The sequence below is a fragment of the Hymenobacter sp. B1770 genome, from assembly GCF_049896385.1.
In the GTDB taxonomy this organism is placed as follows: domain Bacteria; phylum Bacteroidota; class Bacteroidia; order Cytophagales; family Hymenobacteraceae; genus Hymenobacter.
Map to the genome: position 1 here is coordinate 74682 of NZ_JAFCUF010000001.1, position 19786 is coordinate 94467.

10 protein-coding genes are annotated in these 19786 nt (G+C 62.2%); 4 read left to right on the plus strand and 6 right to left on the minus strand.

All coding sequences use genetic code 11. From position 1 onward, the window contains the following. Positions 1-48: 48 nt before the first annotated feature. A complete protein-coding gene (gene cysS, locus ACP7AJ_RS00270; protein ID WP_426058182.1) occupies positions 49-1533 on the minus strand; it encodes a cysteine--tRNA ligase in 1485 nt (494 codons plus the stop codon). Positions 1534-1601: 68 nt separating this feature from the next. Beyond that, entirely contained in the window at positions 1602-2828 is a 1227-nt protein-coding gene (locus ACP7AJ_RS00275; RefSeq protein ID WP_426058183.1) for an endonuclease/exonuclease/phosphatase family protein, read from the minus strand. 219 nt (positions 2829-3047) lie between these two features. Here ACP7AJ_RS00275 and ACP7AJ_RS00280 point away from each other — a divergent pair, with 219 nt between their 5' ends. Both ACP7AJ_RS00280 and ACP7AJ_RS00285 read left to right on the plus strand, forming a co-directional pair. Beyond that, entirely contained in the window at positions 3048-6551 is a 3504-nt protein-coding gene (locus ACP7AJ_RS00280; protein WP_426058184.1) for a gliding motility-associated C-terminal domain-containing protein, read from the plus strand. Positions 6552-6619: 68 nt separating this feature from the next. Next, positions 6620-10213 carry a gliding motility-associated C-terminal domain-containing protein gene (locus ACP7AJ_RS00285; RefSeq protein ID WP_426058185.1) on the plus strand — a complete coding sequence of 1198 codons (3594 nt, stop codon included), beginning with the start codon at positions 6620-6622 and terminating at the stop codon, positions 10211-10213. A 104-nt stretch (positions 10214-10317) separates the two neighbouring features. Here the strand turns inward: ACP7AJ_RS00285 and ACP7AJ_RS00290 are convergent, their stop codons facing one another. The 4 genes from ACP7AJ_RS00290 to ACP7AJ_RS00305 form a co-directional block, all read right to left on the minus strand. Next, entirely contained in the window at positions 10318-11598 is a 1281-nt protein-coding gene (locus ACP7AJ_RS00290; RefSeq protein WP_426058186.1) for a lipopolysaccharide biosynthesis protein, read from the minus strand. Positions 11599-11663: 65 nt separating this feature from the next. Then, positions 11664-12893: a glycosyltransferase gene (locus ACP7AJ_RS00295; RefSeq protein ID WP_426058187.1), complete on the minus strand. Its 1230-nt coding sequence runs from the start codon at positions 12891-12893 to the stop codon at positions 11664-11666. A gap of 161 nt (positions 12894-13054) precedes the next feature. Further along, the gene (locus ACP7AJ_RS00300) at positions 13055-14749 is read right to left on the minus strand and encodes a T9SS type A sorting domain-containing protein (protein WP_426058188.1); all 1695 of its coding nucleotides are present in this window, start codon (positions 14747-14749) and stop codon (positions 13055-13057) included. A gap of 160 nt (positions 14750-14909) precedes the next feature. After that, complete coding sequence (locus ACP7AJ_RS00305) at positions 14910-17708, minus strand: TonB-dependent receptor domain-containing protein (RefSeq protein WP_426058189.1); 2799 nt, start codon at positions 17706-17708, stop codon at positions 14910-14912. 261 nt (positions 17709-17969) lie between these two features. On the opposite strand from ACP7AJ_RS00305, the gene ACP7AJ_RS00310 reads away from it, so the two are divergent. Further along, positions 17970-18869, plus strand: coding sequence for a YicC/YloC family endoribonuclease (locus ACP7AJ_RS00310; RefSeq protein ID WP_426058190.1), 900 nt, complete (start codon positions 17970-17972; stop codon positions 18867-18869). 335 nt (positions 18870-19204) lie between these two features. Then, positions 19205-19741 carry a hypothetical protein gene (locus tag ACP7AJ_RS00315; protein WP_426058191.1) on the plus strand — a complete coding sequence of 179 codons (537 nt, stop codon included), beginning with the start codon at positions 19205-19207 and terminating at the stop codon, positions 19739-19741. Positions 19742-19786: the final 45 nt, after the last annotated feature.

Genomic DNA, 19786 nt, shown 5'->3' on the forward strand with positions numbered 1-19786 from the left:
GATAAGGTCCTTCGCTGCGCTCAGGATGACAGACGGGTTTGGCAGGGTTTACTCTTCGCTGTAGGCCCACTCCACGCCAGCCTTGGTGTCTTTGATTACGATGCCTTGGCCTTTCAGCGCGGCGCGAATCAAATCCACCTTGTCGTAGGCTTTTTCGGCTTTGGCTTCGGAGTAGAAGCTCAGCGTGAGCTCGAGCAACTGCTCGGCGTTGGCGCGGGGCTCGTCTACGAGGCCGAGGATGTCGGTTACCACGGCGCGGTAGGTAGCCGCAGCCTCGGTCAGGGCCGCCGCCGATACTTCGGCCAGCGCCGCCGGCGTGGTGGCCAGCGTATTGAATTTGCGGAGCAGGTTGAACAGACTGGCGATGCTGCGGGCGGTGTTCAGGTCGTCGTCGAGGCCAATGAAGATGTCGGCGGTGAGCTTGCGCAGGTCGGCATCGCCAGACAGGTCAGCACCGTCAGCAGTGGGCACCAGCTTCTCGAGCAGGCGCAGGCCGTTCATCAGCTTGCGGTAGCCTTTGCGGGCGGCCTGCAGGGCGTCGTCGCTCACGTCAACAGGCGAGCGGTAGTGGGCCTGCAGCAGGAAGAAGCGCACCACCATGGGCGAGTAGCCCGACGCCAGCGGGCCGGTGGGCCCCTTGAACATGTCGCCCAGCAGCACGAAGTTGCCAAGGCTCTTGCTCATCTTGGTGCCGTTGACCGTAATCATGTTGTTGTGCATCCAGAAGCGGGCCTCGTCGGTGTGCGAGTGGCTGCCCTGGCTCTGCGCGATTTCGCACTCGTGGTGCGGAAACATCAAGTCAAGCCCGCCGCCGTGGATATCGGACAGGTCGCCGAGGTACTTGCGGCTCATGGCCGAGCACTCGAGGTGCCAGCCGGGGAAGCCTTCGCCCCAGGGCGAGGGCCAGCGCATGATGTGCTCGGGCGAGGCGTTTTTCCAGAGGGCAAAGTCCAGGGGGCTGCGCTTTTCGCTTTGCCCTTCGAGGTTAGCACGGGTGCCGGCCAGTTGGTCCTCTATGCTGCGGTTCGAGAGCTTGCCGTAGCGCTGGTTTTCGTTGTACTTGGGCACGTCGAAATACACCGAGCCATTCACCTCGTACGCCAAGCCATTGGCGATGATTTCTTCCACCACCTGAATCTGCTCGATGATGTGGCCACTAGCCAGGGGCTCGATGTCGGGCGGCAGGCAGCCCAGGGCCAGCATGTGCTGGCGGTAGCGGTTGGCGAAGTGCTGGGCCACCTGCATGGGCTCGATGCGGGCGGCGCGGGCGGCCTTTGCCATCTTGTCCTCGCCGGTGTCGGCGTCGCTTTCGAGGTGGCCCACGTCGGTCACGTTGCGCACGTAGCGCACCTGGTAGTTCAAGTGACGCAGGTAGCGCGTGAGCACGTCGAATACCACCGGGCCCCGGGCGTTGCCCAGGTGGGCCTCGCTGTACACAGTTGGTCCGCACAGGTACACGCCCACCTGGGGCGGGTGCACAGGCTGGAATTCTTGTTTTTTGCGGGTAAGCGTGTTATAAAGATTGAGCGGCATGGTGCAAAGGTAGCGGGCATTAGAACGATAACTCCCCTCCTTGGATAAGGAGGGGGATTGTTCGCGCTTCAGCGGCGCAGCTGGTACAACGCTTCTATGGGGAAATGGTCGCTCCATTTAATCTCCCGGTGCACGCGGCAGTCCAATACGTGCCACTTCGGCCCAGCAAACTGTTGGTCGATGCGCAGGCCGGGCAGTTTGCCGTTGTAAGTGGCCCCAATGCCAGTGCCGACGGTGGCCCAGGCATTTTGCATACGGTCGGCCAGCTGGTCGTAGGCGTAGGAATAGGGCAGGTCGTTGAGGTCGCCGGCCAGCAATACGGGGTAAGGCGAACGGGCCGCGTGTTCGAGTACCGTATCAATCTGCGCGCCGCGGGCCACGGCGCCGTTGCGGAAGCGCCGTAGCAGGTTGGGGGCTTTCTGGCGCAGGCCGGCGCGGCTTGCGGTGGCGGTCACGATATCGGCCTCGTCCATGCTCATGCTTTGCAGGTGCATGTTGTAGACCCGGATAGTGTCGGGGCGGTTGCGGCCGGTGCGGTTGGCGGGGCGGGCCAGGTCGGCCCACATGGCGTGGTTCTGGGTGAGGCGGCCAAAGGCAATGGTGCCGCGGCGCACAATGGTGAACCGCGAGAAGATGGCCAGACCAAATTCGGCCCCAATGCCGTTGGTGAGCGTGACTGATATAAACGAGTGGCGGCCACTGCCCCGCCCGAGCTTGTCGTCGGTCTGAAACAGGTTCTTGTCATCGCGCGAGCCGCGGGGCTCGTTGTAGTATTCCTGCAGGCAGAGCACATCGGCCGGACTGTCGGCCAGCCAGCGAATAAACTCTTTGGAGGACGTGTTATCCGGGTCGCGCAGCTGCGAGTACACATTGAAAATGCGCACGTTGGACGACAGCAACAAAACCTTGTCCGCTTCCGGCTTGAAAAAAGTGGAATGAATCGTTTTTCCACCCGGCAGCTGCTTGCTCTTTTCCATTGACGCTTCGCTGGCATGAAACAGATTCAAAGCCAGCCCGCGCTGCACCTGGGGCCAGGTGAGTACCAGGGCCAGAATTGGCAGGATGGCTACCCGCCAGTTGCGCCGCAGCCAATAAAGCGCCAGTCCGCCCGTTAGCAGCAAGGCCACGGGCGTGGTGAGCGCCCCGAACACCACCGGCCAAAACGCCCCCGCGGGCACCTGCTGGCAGGCAATGGCTAGCAGCAGCCACGCCAGGATGAGCAAAGTGATTTTGAAAGCAAACGAGCGGCGCACGGCACGAGTTAGAAGGGCCGCAAAGGTAGCGGCAGCCGACAAAGCCGGCCGACCGTCCCGAGTTTATTTATCTTTAGACTTTTAGCCCACATCTGGTTTTTACGCTAATAAATCTGGCTGAACTTCCAACCATTGCTTGCACGAATTTTGCACACCCTTGGGCTGGCTTAAACCAGCTGCTTGTCCTACCATTTCCATCTCCTCTGCCTACACGTTTACATGCTCCGACTTTTCCGCGCTGTGCATCAATGCCTTTTGGCAATGCTGCCTTTAACTTTTTTGCTGACGGCACCAACACCCTCGCGGGCCGCTTCGGCAGAGCCCGAAGCGCCTAGCCTGGAGTTTGTTCAGAACAAAGGACAGTGGGATAGCCGGGTGCGCTACCAGGCTGCTCTGCCCGCGGGGTGCCTTTTTGTGCAAGCCCGTGCCCTGACGTACAGCTTCATCGACCCGGCCGTGCTCCAGCACCATCAGGGGGGAGCAGGCAGCCCCGCTCCGGCAACCCCTGGCACCGGAGCCAAGGCCACCCTGGCGGCCCACGCCTACACGGTGCACTTTGAGCAAGCCAATGCCAACGTCCGCCTCACGGCCGAGGGCCCTACTGCGGGTGAGCGCAACTATTTTGTGGGCAACGATGCCCGGCGCTGGGCCAGCCACGTGGGCGCGTTTCGGCGCCTGCGCTACGCCGGCCTCTGGACCGGCATCGACCTGACGCTGTACGAGAATTCGGGCAATAACCTGGAATACGACGTGCTGCTGGCGCCGCGTGCCAACCCCGCCCGCGTGGCCCTCCGCTACGAGGGCGCCGCGGGCCTCTCCCTGGATGCCGCCGGCAACTTGGTGGTGAAAACCACCGTGGGCACCACCACCGAGTTGGCTCCCAAGGCCTGGCAGCTCGACGCCGCGGGCCGGCAGCAGCCCGTGGCCTGCCGCTACGTGCTCAGCGGCCGCACCCTCACCTTCGCCCTTGGGGCCTACGACAAGTCCCGCGCCCTTACCATTGACCCCACCGTGCAGTTCTCGACCCTCACCGGCTCGACGGCCGACAACTGGGGCTTCACGGCTACTTACGACCAAGCGGGTAACATGTACTCGGGCGGCATTGTGTTCAACACGGGCGGGACTTTTCCGGCCACCCCCGGCGCTTATCGCACCACTTTTAGCAGTGCCCTGGACATGGCCCTTATCAAGTACAACACCGCCGTGACGGGGCCCGCCGCCCGGGTGTGGGCCACTTACCTGGGTGGCAACGACGCCGATTACCCGCACAGCTTGGTGGTGAACGCCCAGAACGAACTGGTGCTACTTGGCAGCACCTCGTCACTGAACTACCCCACGTCGAACGGGGCCGTGCAACGCAGCTTTGGCGGCGGCTCGTCGGTGCGGGGCTATAGTTCGGCCGATGCGGTTTACAACATGCCTAATGGGTCGGACATGGTGGTTAGCCGCCTCAGTGCCAATGGTAGCGCGCTGCTGGCCAGCACCTACCTGGGAGGCAGCGGAAACGATGGGGTGGCAGCATCGGTGCTGTGGACGAACTACAGTGACGCCTTCCGGGGCGACGTACTCTTGGACGACGCGGGTAATGTGTACATCGCCTCGGTTACGAGCTCGGGCAATTTTCCGGGTCTGGCCCAAGGGTTTAACCCCACGTACCGGGCGGGCGGCACCGACGGGCTGTTATGCAAGCTCCCGCCGGCCCTCAACGCCGTGACCTGGGCCGGCTACCTCGGCGGCAGCGGCCAGGACGCGGCCTACTCGGTGCAGCGCGACAGACAGGGGCGGGTATACGTGTGCGGGGGCACCACTTCGCGCAATTTCCCGGTCACGGCCGGCACCTACATGGCCGCCACCGCACCCCACACCGGCTCGCTCGCTATTGGCAGCATCGATGGCTTTGTGGCCCGCGTCAGCGCCAACGGCCGCACCCTAGAGCGGGCCAGCTTGATTGGCACCAACGACTACGACCAAGCCTACTTTCTGCAGCTCGACGCGGCCGGCAACGCCTACTTGTTTGGGCAAACGTTCGGTGCCTTTCCCAGAACAACGGGTTTGTTCGGCAGTGCGAACGGCACCCAGTTTATTCAAAAGCTAAATCCCGACTTCACCGCCAGCCTGTACAGCATCGCCTTTGGGGGCCGCAGCGGCCCCAGCGGTGGGCCCAACCTCGTGCCCACGGCCTTCCTGGTCGATGAATGCGAGCGGGTGTACATCAGCGGCTGGGGCGGCACCGTGAACGCCCCCAACATCGGGGGCTCCACCACGGGGCTGCTCACCACCCCCGGGGCCGTGCAACGCACCACCGACGGCAGTGATTTTTACCTGGCCCAGTTCGGGGCCGGCATGGTCGATTTGGAGTACGCCACCTTTTTTGGCCAGCTGGGCTCTGACGAGCACGTTGACGGCGGCACCTCGCGCTTTGACAAGCGGGGCGTGATATATCAGGCCGTGTGCGCCGGCTGCCGGGGCAGGCAAGGCTTTCCGGTGCCCCCCACTGCCGGCACCTACACCACCCGCAACGGTAGCTCAAACTGCAACAACGCGGCCTTTAAAATGAGCTTTGAAATTATTCAGGCCGACCCCGGCCCGCGGCGCTACGTGTGCGCAGACAGTGGCCCCATCACCCTGGGCGGCTCGCCGGCCGGCGGGGTCTGGACCGGGCCAGGGGTGCAGGCCATCACCGGCGGCGGCTACCGCTTTGTGCCGGCAGTGGTGGGGCCGGGCCAATACTTTATCAACTACACCGTGACGGCTACGGGCACCTGCCAAAGCACCCGCACGGTGCGTTACCTGGTTGCTCCTACCATCGTTCCAACGCTTGCCTCCCTCCCGCCGCAGTGTATTACCATGCCCAGTGTGGCCCTTGCGGCCACCCCAGCCGGCGGCAGATTCAGCGGGCCTGGCGTAAGTGGCTCCCGCTTCGACCCAGCAGCGGCGGGCCCCGGCACCCATACCCTAACCTATGCTGTTTCTGATTCGCTAGGCTGTGGCCTGGTGAGCCGGCAGGTGGTGGTGAGCGCGCCGCTCGCCGTGGCCCCCGGCCCTCTCATCACGCTCTGCGCCGACGAGACGCAACCGTTCCAGCTGCTGGGCTTTGGTCCCGCCGGTGGCACTTGGAGCGGCACGGGCGTCACGGCCAGCGGCTTTTTCACTCCGCCCAATACCAACAACCGCGGCGGCCTGTTTCCCCTCACCTACACCGTGACGCAGGGTGCCTGTCAGACCGCGGACACCCGCCTGGTGGTGCTGGCGCCTACTTCGACGCAAAACGTAGCCCTGAACCTGCCGATATGCGCCACCGCCCCCCAATACGCTGGCCTTGCGCCTTTTGACTGCCCATTATGGCCGGTGCTGCTGGCCCCCAATGCCACCTACCGCTGGGACTTTGGCGATGGCAGCCCCACCAGCACCGAGGCCACTCCTACGCACCGCTACGAGCAGCCTGGCACCTACCATGTCACCCTCACGGCTCGCTACGGCAACTGCGAAGTCCTCACCGGCTTCTCGCCCGTGGTGGTGGGCGAGGTGTTCGTGCCCAATATCATCACTCCCAACGGCGACCAGCAGAACCAAACCTTCCGACCCACCTTCAGCTGCCGTCCGGCTTCGCTGGAAGTGTTTACGCGCTGGGGCCAGCGGGTATACCAAACCAATGAGTACCAAAACAATTGGGACGCCAAAGGCCTGGAGAACGGCATCTACTATTATCTGTTGCGCGACGCCGACGACCGCCGCGTGAAGGGCTGGGTGGAAGTGCGCAGGTAGGGCGCATGCCCTACATCTCAGCGGCATTCGCTTCCTTGCAATCATCTACCTGACCCTCGCTATTTTCGATGGAACTCTTGCTACCCGCCCGCCTTACCCTCCTGGTGTTGCTGTGGTTAGCCAGCATGACGACGACGGCTAGCGAGCGCCCCCGCCCGGCAAACCACACGCTCGAGTTTATTGAAAATAAAGGCCAGTGGCCTGCACCGGTTCGCTACGTAGCGCCGCTGCCTGGTGGCCGGCTGTTTGCGGAGGTCGACGGGCTGACGTTTGCGCTGCTGGCTGACGGCGGCCCCACCCAGCACCAGCATGATGCCAAAGCCAGTGGCGGCGCCCCTGCTAGCCAGATGGTGGCCGGCCATGCCCTGACGCTTCATTTCGAGGGCGCACAAGCGGCCGTTATTACTGCCGAAACGCCCACTTCCGAGCACCGCAACTACTTCCTGGGGGCCGATGCCAGGCACTGGGCCAGTGATGTGCGCAGCTTTCGTGAGCTGCGTTACGCCGGCCTGTGGCCTGGGGTGAGTGCCCGGGTCTACGAAAGCACCGACCAGCACCTGGAGTACGATTTTGAGTTGGCAGCGGGCGCCAACCCTGCTGCTATTGCCCTGCGGCACAAGGGCGCCGAGGGCCTAGCGCTGGACAAGGCCGGCAACCTGCTGGTGCGCACCAGCGTGGGCACTATCACGGAAAGGGCGCCGCAGGCCTGGCAAACCGATGCCGCCGGCCGGCGCCAGCCTGTGGCCTGCCGCTACGTACTGAATGGCCAGCTGGTACGCTTCGCTCTCGGCAAATACGACCCGCGCCGGCCGCTGACCATCGACCCGGTGGTGGTGTTTTCTACTTATAGCGGCTCGACCGCCAACAACTGGGGCTTCACGGCCACTTACGACGCGCAGGGCAACCTCTACTCGGGTGGCATTGCCTTCGAGCCGGGCTACCCCACCAGCCCCGGGGCTTTCCAGACCACGTTTGCGGGCCTGATAGACATTGCCATCATCAAGTACAACCCGAACGTGAGCGGCCCGGCGGCCCGGGTGTGGGCTACTTACCTGGGCGGCAGCGGCAGCGATTTTCCGCATAGCCTAGTGGTAAATAACCAGGGCGAGCTGATAATTCTGGGCTCCTCGGGCTCTACCAACTACCCCACCACCACGGGAGCGCTACAGCGCACCTATGCCGGCGGCACGCCCGCCGACCCGTTTGGCTACGGAGGCTTTCCTCCTTTCAGTGTTCCCAACGGCTCCGACCTCATAATCAGCCGCCTCGCCGTCAATGGCTCGGCGTTGGCCGCGTCTACTTACCTGGGAGGCTCCGGCAACGACGGCCTGCTGCCGCTCAATGCCTCGGCTTCGTCCAATGCCCCGGTGCCACAGCTGGTGCACAACTACGGCGACGCATTCCGCGGCGATGTCATCGTGGACGCGGCCGACAACATCTACATCGCCTCGCACACCACCTCCCCCAACTTTCCGACGCGGCAGGGCTTTAGCAGCACCTACCGCGGCGGCTCTTCCGACGGCGTGGTGTGCAAGCTCAACCCCACCCTCAGCACCCTGGTCTGGAGCAGCTTCCTGGGCGGCAGCGGCGCCGATGCAACTTATTCCATTCAGCTGGAGCCCGCCAGCGGCGACGTGTACGTGGCCGGCGGTACGCTGAGCGCAGACTTTCCCGTGACAGCCGGGGCCTACCGCACAGTGAGGCCCGGCCGCGTCGACGGCTTCGCGGCGCGCATTGCGGTCAACGGCACCAGCCTCGTGCGGGCCACCTATGTGGGCACCGCCGACTACGACCAAGCGTACTTCCTGCAGCTCGGCTCCGACGGCGGCGTATACCTGCTCGGCCAGTCAACAGGGGCCTTCCCCACCACTCCGGGCCTTTACACTACGCCAGGCGGTACGCAGTTCATTCAGAAGCTGGATGCTAACCTGAGCGCCAGCCTGCTTTCCACCGTGTTTGGCTCCAGCAGCCCCGGCACCCCGGCCCGGATTAACGTCTCGCCCACCGCCTTTCTGGTCGACCGCTGCGACCGGGTATACGTGTGTGGCTGGGGCGGCAATGTGAACCAGGGCACTGGCTACCTCTCAGGCAATGGAACCACAGCAGGCCTGCCCACCACGCCCGATGCCGCCCAGCTCGCCACCGACGGCAGCGACTTTTACCTAGCGCAGTTTTCGGCTGGCCTTACAGCTCTCGCCTACGGCACTTTCTACGGCGATATTTCCCCGAACTCATCTGGCGAGCACGTGGACGGCGGCACCTCACGCTTCGACCCGCGCGGCATTGTGTACCACGCCGTTTGCTCATGCTTTTCTACCACCGGCTTTCCCATTCCGCCGGGTGCCAATACATATTCGGTCACTAATAATAGCGGCTCGTCGGCCACCGGGCCGGGGTGTAATAACGCGGCCTTTGTGTTCAATTTTCAGCCCGAAATTGCCAATGCCGGGGCCGACCAGACTGTGTGTGCCACCGCCGGCCCCCAGGCGCTGGTGGGCAGCCCGGGCGGCGGCGTGTGGTCGGGGCCGGGCGTGACGGGCAGCGCGGCCACGGGCTTTTTCTTCACGCCCTCGGCAGCCTTGGTCGGCGTGCATACCATCACCTACACCGTGCTGAGCACGGGCCTGTGCACCACTACCGACACGCGCCGCGTAACCGTGACCGCCCCGCCCACGGTGAGCTTCCCTCCTCTGCCCCAGCCCACTTACTGTTTGCCTGGGCCGGAGGCGCCGCCCCTGCCCCTGGTTCCCCTCGCGGCCACGCCCGCGGGCGGCATTTTCAGCGGGCCTGGGGTGAGCGGCAACGCAACCACGGGGTATTTTTTCTCGCCACTGCTGCCGGCAGGCACCTATCAACTCACCTATACGCTAACCGCGAACGGCTGCGTGGTACAAGCCACCCAGCCGGTTACCATCACTAACCCCTTGGTTATTGTCGTGGCGCCTGACACCGTTTTGTGTCCCGGCAGCACGCAGCCCTTTGCCTTGCGGGGCAGTCCGGCCGGTGGCACCTTCACGGGGCCCGGGGTGAGCGGTAGCGTGGTCACGGGATTCTTTTTCACGCCGCCCGCTGTGTTCCCGGCACCCATTGCCCTCACCTATACGGTGAGCAGCGGCAGCTGCACCGGCACGGCCACCCGGCGGGTATCGGTGGCCGCGCCGCCAGTGCTGCAAGCCTCCTGGGAGCCGGTGGCCTGCCCCGAAACCCGTTATGCGCCACTCACGGTGCGGTTTACGGCGGTTAGCTCGAACAATTTTTCTCTGTTTACGCGGGTGTGGGACTTTGGCGATGGTACTCAATCCACAGAGCCTAATCCTACTCACACTTACACCACGCCCGGCACCTACCGGCCCCGCCTGCTGGTGCGCTACAACGGCAACCGCTGCGAAGTCGTGGCCAACGCGCCCGTACTCGAGGTGAAAGCCCGCATCATCCCTAACATCATTACCCCCAACGGCGACGACCAAAACCAGACCTTCCGGCTCGGCCCCGACTGCTCCCCGCGCTTGCAGGTGTTCTCCCGCTGGGGCCAGCAGGTGTTCGAATCAGTCGCCTACCACGACGAATGGGACGCCCACGGCCAGCCCGCCGGCGTGTACTACTACCTCCTGACCTACACCGACGGCCTACGCATCAAAGGCTGGGTGGAAGTGGTAAGGTAGCGCGGACTTTTAGTCCGCGAATGGGTACGCTTGGGCCCCGCGGACTAAAAGTCCGCGCTACCTTACACTGACCCCGCAACTGCTCTAAGCCGCCCCGAGCCCCATTAATCTTTGCCTGGCAGCCACTTTCCCAGCCACTGCACATCACGCCAACCAGGCAGCAAATCGGGCCACTCGGCGCCAATAGCCCGCACGTAATGCCAGCCCAGATACGCCACACTCGCGGTATAAGAGGCCGACATGCCCAGTGCCGCACCCACCATCCCCAGCCGGGGCACCAGCAGCAAACACGCCGGCACGGTGACGGCCAGGCCCAGCAGGGCAGCGCGGTTGTTCACGCCATAGCGGGCCGTGGCGCTGAAATACGAGCTGGCCTGCATGCCTGCCCCGTTGATGAAAATGCCAGGCGCCAGCGCCAAAATCACAGCGCGGGCTGCCCCAAACTCGGGGCCGAAAACAGCGGCCAGCCACGCTGCAGGCACGGCAGTGAGCACCAGCACAGCGCCGGCCGTGGCCAGCAGCGTGAGCCGGCTGCCTCGCAAGGCCGCGTAGGTTTGACTACGCTTGTCGGCCGCGTTTACCAAGGCCACATACTGAATAAGGGCGGTGCTCCGCGGAATCAGCCAGATGGCCTCGGCCAGGGCCACGCCCACTGAGAGAATGCCCAACGCCCGGGCATCGGCCAGGTACGCCACGGCGTAGTACCCGAAGCGGTAGTTGGCGAAGGTTATTAAGTTAGAAAAGTGCGCCCCGCGGCTGTGGCGCGCTAGCTCGCGCGCCGCGGCCCGGGGGCGCGCCCGGCGGTAGCGGCTAAGGCGCGAGCTTCTGGCATCGGGCAAGCGCAGCAGCAGCCCCAGGCTCAGAAGCCACGGCACGCCGTAGGCCACGTAGTTGGCATAATAGTAGGCGTTAATGCTGAGCCAGTTCAGTGGCCCGAATGCCAGTGCCAGTGCCCCGGCCAACAGCGCGGCCTGCGCCGTGGTGAGCACATTGTAAGCCCGCTCGCGCTGCCGCCCCAGCAGCAGAAACACGTTGACGGACAGCAGCACCTGCACCAGCGTGACGCCGCCTAGGTGCAGCACATAGTCCAGCCCCACAGGGCGGAGCAGGCCCACCAGGGCCGCGCCTCCCACGCTCACTACCACGGCCCAGGCATACGCAGGAGTCAGCAGGTGCCAGGCGTTGCGACGGGGCACCAGGTATATCAGCGACGAGCCGCCCACCAACCCAGCCAGCAGCACCAGCCCCGACATATCGGTGAAAAACAAGCTAACCTGCCCGCGCCCCGCCGCGCCCAGATACCGCGCCGTGAGCCACACCACCGCAAAGCTCAACCCCGCCGTGAGCACCCGTGCCGCGAAATGCTGAAGAATGCGTTTTATCATACTGGGGCTACTCGTGCACAAAAGAACGCCCTGCACGGCCGGGCGCCAATTAAGAGGGCGATTCCTCAGTCCACATGGCCGCCCAGTATGCGGCGATACACCTTCCCGAAAGCCCTGCCCACTGCCGGATAGCTGAACTGCTCCACGGCCCGCTGCCGCAGGGCCGCTTCGTTGAAGCGGCCTGCCGGGGCCGTGAGCACGGCCACGATGGCTGCTGCTAAAGCGGCTTCGTCCCGCGGCGGCACCAACAGGCCGGCCGTGCCGTCGTCGGGTAGCAGTTCGGGCACGCCATTCACGCGGGTTGCTACGGCTGGCAGGCCGCTGGCTTGCGCTTCAATAAGCACACAGGGCAGGTTTTCGTAGTTGGAGAAGAGCACAAAGCAAGCCGCCCGGCGCATTTCCTCGGCCACCTGCTCGGAGGTCAGCTTGCCCACAAACTCCACGGTGCCATCGGCCAGCAAGTTTAGGTCAGTTGCCAGTTGTCGCATTTGCTGCTCGGCTGCGCCATAGCCGGCTATGCGCAGGCGCAAGCCTAGCAGGTGGGGGTAGGCTGCCCGCAGCCGGGCCATGGTGCGCAGCAGCCCACTCAGGTTTTTTGCGCGTTCATTAAAGGCCGCCACATTCAGCAGGCCTTGCCGGACGCTTTGTAAGGCAGGTGGATGAAAAAGCGCCGTATCAACCACATTGGGAATGATTACGGTGTGGGCATTCACCCCTCCCAGGGCTGCCAGCGCCTGGCGCAGGTCTTCCGATACCGGAGTGTAGGCCGCCGCCTGTCGCACCAGCCACCCCGCCAGCCAGCGCCGCAGCTTGCCCAGCCGTTCCACATTGCCGGGATGAAAAGCGGTCCAGTTTTCCGTAATCAAGTACGGAATCCCGTGCCGCCACTTCAGCCAATACGCCAGCACCGCGGGCCTGAATAAGATGTGCGTGTGCACCAAATCAGGAAGTAGGCCGCCCCAGTGCTGTCGCACGGCTCGCCGCCCCCGGCGCAGGCACTCCAGCCACAGCAGCAGCTTAAGGAGCTTGTCGAGGCCCGGCAGACCGGTGGGCCGGGCGCGGTAGTAGTAGCGCCACGTGGGCACCGGGCCCGTTTGGTCAATCTCCTCATCAATCAGCCTCGGCAGGGGTCCCTGCGCCACGCTGGCGTACACCACTGCGGCCTGCACGGGTCCGCCGTTGGGCCCGCTGTGCGCCGCAATGGCCGCAATGTGCCGCGCCACAAAGTCCCCATCGAGGTTGTCGTAGCGGTGCGGGTACCACTTGGGCAGCATCAAAACGCGGGGCGTTTTCAAGGCAGAATGCGCGATGAGGAATGAGGAACAAGGAATCGGGTACAAAGTACGGTGGCCCGGGCGGCGTCCGGCAGCGTCCATAAAAAACGCCTGCCCCTTGCAGAGGGCAGGCGTTTGCTGTTTCGCAGAAAAAGGCGGTGCTATTTTCTAATCCTCAATCGTTACTTGGTTACCACAAAGCGCACCGACTGCACGGCGTCGCCGGTGGTCACGGTGGCCAGGTACACGCCGGGAGCCAGCGAGGCGGGCAGGGCCAGGGCCTGCGGGCCGGCGGCCAGCTTGCCCGCGTTCAGCACGGTGGCTACCTGGCGGCCCATCATGTCCACGATGCGCACGGTGGCGATGGTGGCGCGCTTCACGTCAAAGCCCAAGGTGGCGGCGGCGCCGTCGGTGGGGTTCGGCGATACCGTGAGGGCTTGCAGCGGGTTGTTGAACACGTCGCGGTTGCTGAGCGTCTGGCCTGCACGGTTGTAGCAGGTGATTTGCGGGTCGAAGTTGGTCCAGCCGGCTGCCCAGTTGGCATCGGCCGTGCTGGCCGGACCGAAGGCCCCGCGGTAGCTTACCACCTCGAAGGTGCTGTTCGGCCCGCCGTTGCCGGCGCCGGTCAGCTTGGCATCGGCAAACGATGCGCCGGAACTTAAGACAGAGGCAGCCGGCAGAGCAAGGTCTGGTACGCCGTTGGGCGTGCCGTTGCTGTTGTAGTCGTTGAAGTTATCGGCATTCAGGCCCAGCGCGCTGGCAGCGGCCAAGACTTGATTGTCACGATTGGCACCTTCAAAGAAACCCTGGTGGGTAAAGCCCGAAGCTGGGTCGACGCCGTAGGGTGCGGTCATGCCGGCCAGCACGTTGTTGCGCAGCACCAGCGTACCGTTTGTGGCGTTGGTCTGGGCCGCAGCTCCGTCGATAAACAAGCCCTGGGGCCAGCCGGCAAACACCGAGTTGAAGACCGAGGTGGCCGTGTTGCGGCGCAGGTGCATGGCCCGGGTAAAGTTGGCGGTAGCCGTGCGGTTTTGCAGCAGTGCCGTGACGTTCGAGAACGTCGTAGCGGTTTGAGGCGTGTTGGTCGAGCCGCCGTTGTCGTTGTCGGTCTCTATGGCCGTAGAGCCGGATACGTCGGCTACGTTGGCCCCGCGAATGGCCAAGGCAAACTGAACCCGTCCCGTGTGGCCGTTGTCAGTATCAAAATCGTCGTCGGTAGCCGAGTTGGAAATCAAATACTTGGCATTCACAGTGCCGCCGAACCACTCAAACGAGTCGTCGCCGTTGGAATGCACCTGCACGTGGTCGATGGTGGTGCCTGCCCCTACACCGCCCATGGTCAGGCCGTTGATTTCGGAGTTGGGCTGGAACGGAATGCCGGAGAATTCGATGCGGACGTAACGGAACACACCGGAGTTGTCGTTCGGCAGGTTGCCGCCGTAGGTCGAGTTTACCCCGCCCTCAATGGTGGGGGTGCCGGCCAGGTTCACCGGGGCCCGGCCCAGGATGATAACCCCGCCCCAGTCGCCGCGGCCCCGGCTGCCGGCGGGCTCATTCGAGGTGAAGACGATGGGCTGTGCGGCAGTGCCGTTGGCAAAAATCTGGGCGCCCGATTCGATGATGAGCGAACCCTTCGATGCTTTGTCGCCCTTGATGATGGTGCCCGGCTCAATGGTGAGCACGGCTCCGCTGCGCACGTACACAAACCCGCTGAGCAGGTAGATGTTGTTGCGAGTCCAGGTGGTATTGGAGGTGATAGAACCCGAAACCGTGACGGCAGCTGGGGCAGCGGGGCATGGGGTTTGCGCCAGAACCTGCGTCGAGTGCGCCGCTACGACTGCTACAGCCATCAAAGCGCTTAGTACAAATTTTTTCATGAGTCGGGGAAAAAATTAAGGGAGAAAAAGGACGGGAGTGAATCGGAATGCAAAGGTTCAGGTGGGTTTGCGCAAGACCTGCCCCGTTGCCGTTATGATTCGGAGTGCCTCCGGTTAGGATATTGTTAACTGCCCAAGCGCCGCCCGGGGGCGGCGCTGGTTAAAACCGCCACGTCAGGCCGGCCGTGGAGTAGGTGCCGCGGCGGAAATTGGCGTAGGAGCCGGTTTCGTTGGCTTGGATTTTACTGTCGCGGTTGAAGTCGTAGAGGAAGCGGTTGCGCTGGTTGAACAGGTCCTGAACGCCCACCCGAATTTGCAGATGCTGGCCCACGCTCTTGGTCACGGCCAGGTCCACCACATTGCGCGGCATCTCAATGATGGAGTAGTTGGACTGCTGGTCGCCCACGAACCGGATGCGCTGGCCAATGATGTTGTACTGGGCCGAAATTTGGAGGCCGTGGTCGTCGTCCTGGTAAAACGCGCCTAGGTTCACCACGTAGGGCGACTGGCCTTGCAAGGGACGGTTATTAAGAGCAAGCCCCCGATTCTCGTCGGTTTCGGCCAGGTTCACGTTGCTATAGATGAAGGCGGCATTGGCTACCGCCGACCAGCGCTGCAAAAACTTGCTATTGCTTAGGTCCACCAGCGACTTGCGCAGTTCCAGCTCCACGCCCAGGTCCTCAGCTTTGGCCGCGTTCTGAAAGGAGACGTACAGTTGCTCCGTCGACACCGAAACGGTGGTTTGCTCGATGGCATTGACGAAGTACTTGTAAAAGGCGCCAATCGAAATCAGCTCCGAGCGCGTGGGGTAGAATTCGTAGCGCAGGTCGGCGTTATATATGGTAGCCGTGCGCAGGTTGGCGTTGCCCGTGATGATGGCGTTGCTGCTGAAATCGAAGTAGGAGTACTCGGCTACTTCCCGGAACTCCGGGCGGTTCACCGTCACCGAGCTGGCCAGGCGCAGCAGCGAACGGTCGTTGAAGTTGTAAGTAGCATTTACCGACGGCATCGGAATGAGGCGGTTTTCCACGTAGGGTGCCCGCTGTGCATCGCCGGACTGCACCCGTCGGCGGTTGTACTCGGTGCGCAGCCCCCCCGACACACTGAACTTGTCGGAGATGGGGGCCACGACGCCCACGTAGCCGGCCAGCAGCGTGTTGCGGCCAGTGTAGCGGTCCAGTGGGTTGGTTCCCTCGTCCAGCACGAAGCCCGTACCGGGCCGAATGTTCTGCGGGGCAAAAAGCTGGTCTACGGGCAGCGTTTCATCCACATTGAAGGTCCGGTCGTTGTCCTTGATGTAGGAGAAGTAGCGGTTTTCAAAATCCCGCTCCTTATGCTCAGCATAGAAGCCAGCGCGTATCTTGAACTGGTTGGCCTGGGTGGTGTCGCGGCCCTGGAAGCGGCGCTCCCACTGCCCGCTGCTCATGTAGGTATTTTCGCGTAGCTCGGAGAAAAACCGGCTGGCGTCGAAGGGGTTGCCGCCCGGCGGAATGATGACGGTATAAGGGCGCGCCGGCAGGCCCGGCTCCGGGATGTTGCGCTGGTTGCGGTAGCGGCTGAAGTCGGGCTCGTCCCGAAACACGTAGTTGTAGCCGCCCGCCCACGTAACGGTGGTGTGGTCAGTGGCGCCCATCTGGTGCACGCCCGATAGCTGACCCGAATACACAGTGCGGCTTTGGTAGTGCAGGGCGTTGTCGTCGCGCTCGTTGCCTTGGTCCAGCGTCTGGCCCACCCGGTGAATCACCTCGTCGGTAGCGTACTGATTCAAAAAGTTGCGAAACTCGAAGCGGTTGCGGTCGTTGAGGCGCAGCTGCCAGTTATAAATCGCGCCCAAGCGCACGGCCTGGATGGCCTGCACGTCGTTGTAGTTCCACTGCAGCTTGGGCTGATTGGTTTCGGGGTCAATCTGCCGCTCGAAGCGCTGGCGCAGGTTGTCGAATTGCTCGCGGGTGTTGGAGTACGAAAGCGACACTACGTTGCTCAGGTAAGCGCTGCCCAGCTCGTACTTGCGGGCAAGGCCCAACGACAGGCGCAGGTCGGGCAGGGCCGTGATGGTGCGCGGCAGCCAGGAGTTGCGGAGGCCAATGGGCTGCTTCTGCACCCGTTCAGAAATGGCACCGGACAGCTGCCGCTCGCCGTTGTCGAACCCCAGCAGGTCGGTCCTGCCGCGGGTGCTGGCCAGAAAGTCGCGGCCTGTGGTGTTGTGCCGGTACCAGCCCGAGGCGGTAAAGCTGGTGCTGTTTTCCAGCACGCTGTTTTTGGTGAATACCTTCACTACGCCGCCGCCCATCTCGCCGGGCAGCTCGGGCGAGCCCGACTTAAAAATCAGCACCCGGTCTATCACCGAGCTGGGCAGAATGTCGAACGAGAACGAGCGGGTGTCCACTTCGGCCGAGGGCGTGAGGGCATCGTTCAACATCACGGTGTTGTAGCGCTCCGAGAGGCCGCGAATTACAATGAAGTTGTTGCTTTGGATAGTAACGCCCGGAATGCGCTTCACCACTTCGGCCGCGTCGCGGTCGAGGCTTTTCACAATCTGGTCGCTGCTCATGCCGCTCACCACCACCTCGCTTTTTTTCAGGTCCTGAATCAGGGCGACTTCGGTGCCGGTTTGCTTCACGCCGGTCACGGTTACTTCCGAGAGCGAGGTCTGGCTTTCTTCCATCACGCCGTTGAGGGTGGTGGTTTGGTCGCTGGTTATCACAATGCCCGAGAAAGTGAGCGGCTTGTAGCCCACGTAGGTCATGGTGATGTCGTAGGTGCCGGGGTCGAGCGGCAGCGAGTAGCTGCCATCCACATTCACGGGGGCGGCCTGGGTGGTGCCGGTCACCAGCACGGTGGCGCCAATCACGCCTTCCCCCGCCTTTTTATCAGTCACTTTTCCCGCCAATGTGCCTTGTTGGCCAAAAGCCAACCCATTCATCCACAATAAAAAAAAGCCCAGTAAGGTGAGGCGCATAAAAAGTATCGTTGGTTTTACGCCACAAAATTACCGGGGGCCTATTACGGCAACATAGCCAGTGTGTTGCCCTATTGTTACGCCCCGTATCGGGAGTTCCGGGATGAAAAAACGGGCTCTACTTTTGCGGCTTTTTTCAAAAAACAGAGGGTTGCTACCTGTCATTTCGCCCCCGTCGCACGCACTGCACTGCCCAGCTCAACGGCCTGCCGGCACCGCCCGGGTCGTTTCTTTACGGCCTCAACCCAGCCCCTCTTGCATATGCTTATCTCCATGACCGGCTACGGCCAGGCCCACCGCGAAACCGATACCTACACTGCCGCCATCGAACTTCGGTCGGTCAACTCCAAAACGCTCGACCTGAGCCTACGCCTCCCCCGCTTCCTGCAGGCGCACGATCTTGAAATCCGCAACACCGTGGCCAAGGCCCTGCTGCGCGGCAAAATCAACCTCAACCTCGATTTTGTGCGACCCGCCGCGGCCCGCGCCGCCGTCACCCTTAATAAGGAAGCGCTGGTATCGGCCTACCAAGAGTTGAAGGCCGTTGCCGACAGCTTGGGCCTGCCCACCGGCGAAGACACCCTGCTGGCGGCCCTGCGCCTGCCCGGCGTTATCCCCAGCGCGTCGGAAGCCCGCGAAGCCGAGCCCGCCGCCGAAGACGTGGCCTGGCCCGAGCTGCAGCCCCTGCTCACCGAGGCCCTGGCCGCCATGCAGCAGTTCCGGCAAGACGAGGGCACTACCCTCACCATCGAAATCCTGAGCTACATCGCCACCATTCGCCAGCAGCTGGCCGCCGTAGAGCAGCACGACCCCGCGCGCATCGAGCACGTTCGCCAGCGCCTGGCCGGCCACTTAGCCGAGCTTACCAGCCACGAGCAGTTCAATGCCACCCGCTTCGAGCAGGAAGTGCTTTACTACATTGAAAAACTAGACATCGCCGAAGAGAAAGTGCGCCTAGCCGCCCACCTGGCCTACTTCGAGCAGGCAATTCACCAGCCCGACGAAGCTGTTGGCAAGAAGCTTGGCTTTCTGGCCCAGGAAATCGGCCGCGAAATCAATACCATTGGTTCCAAGGCCAACGACGCTACTGTGCAGCACCTCGTAGTGGGCATGAAAGAGGAGCTTGAGAAAATAAAGGAACAATTAAATAACATCCTTTAGCACTCTGTTATTATCCGATTTAGCATTCTAAAAATACAAGCCTTCGTTAACCACGCGTTGTAAAGACCACCTATAATTGAACTTTAACAATATTTTATAAAAAACAATTCTTCATTTTAGCAGTTTTTCAGCGGTATTGAAATACAAACTCTGTTATTTATTCAAACCACAAACTGCCGATTTCTAAGCTGTTATTGATAAGAATGAGAGCTTAATTGGACGGTGTTAAAAAATAAATCGCAATATTTGTAGTCGAAAAGTTGGATACTTAATTATTGTATCTAACTTGGGTCCATCAAAAGCATTTTAATTACTCACCTCTTATACTGATTAGCATGAAATCTACACTTCTACTCTTTATCCTTGGGTTGATATTGACGGCTGCGCACCCGGCATCCGAAATTGAGCTGATAAAAAAGCGCGTGCTCAGCGAGCGGGTGGAAATCCTGATTCCTAAAGGCTTCGAGGTAATGACCGAGCAGCAGATGGATTTCGCCTACGCCAAAGCCCAGAGCCGCCCGAGCGTGATTTTCACGAATAACAACCTCATCAGCCTGGCTTTTAACTACAGCGACAACGATGCCGACCAGGATATGGTCGACGTTTACGCTGGCTCGTTCAGCAAAACTTACCACAAGCAGTACAAAGACGCCACCTGGTTTGGTGATGGAGTGAAAAACATCAACAACCGCAAGGTGGGCTACCTGGAATTCATGAAGCCCGAGATGGGCCACGAAGTGTACACCCTGGTTTTCTTCACCGACGTGGAAGGCAAGCTGATGATTTGCACCTTCAACTGCGCCGACCGCCAGAAGCCCGAGTGGGAGCCCATCGCCAAGCAAATCATGCTGTCGCTGAAAGCCAAAGGCTAGGCCAACCGCTTCCCTGCGTAATCTATAAATTAGAAAAGCCTCTGT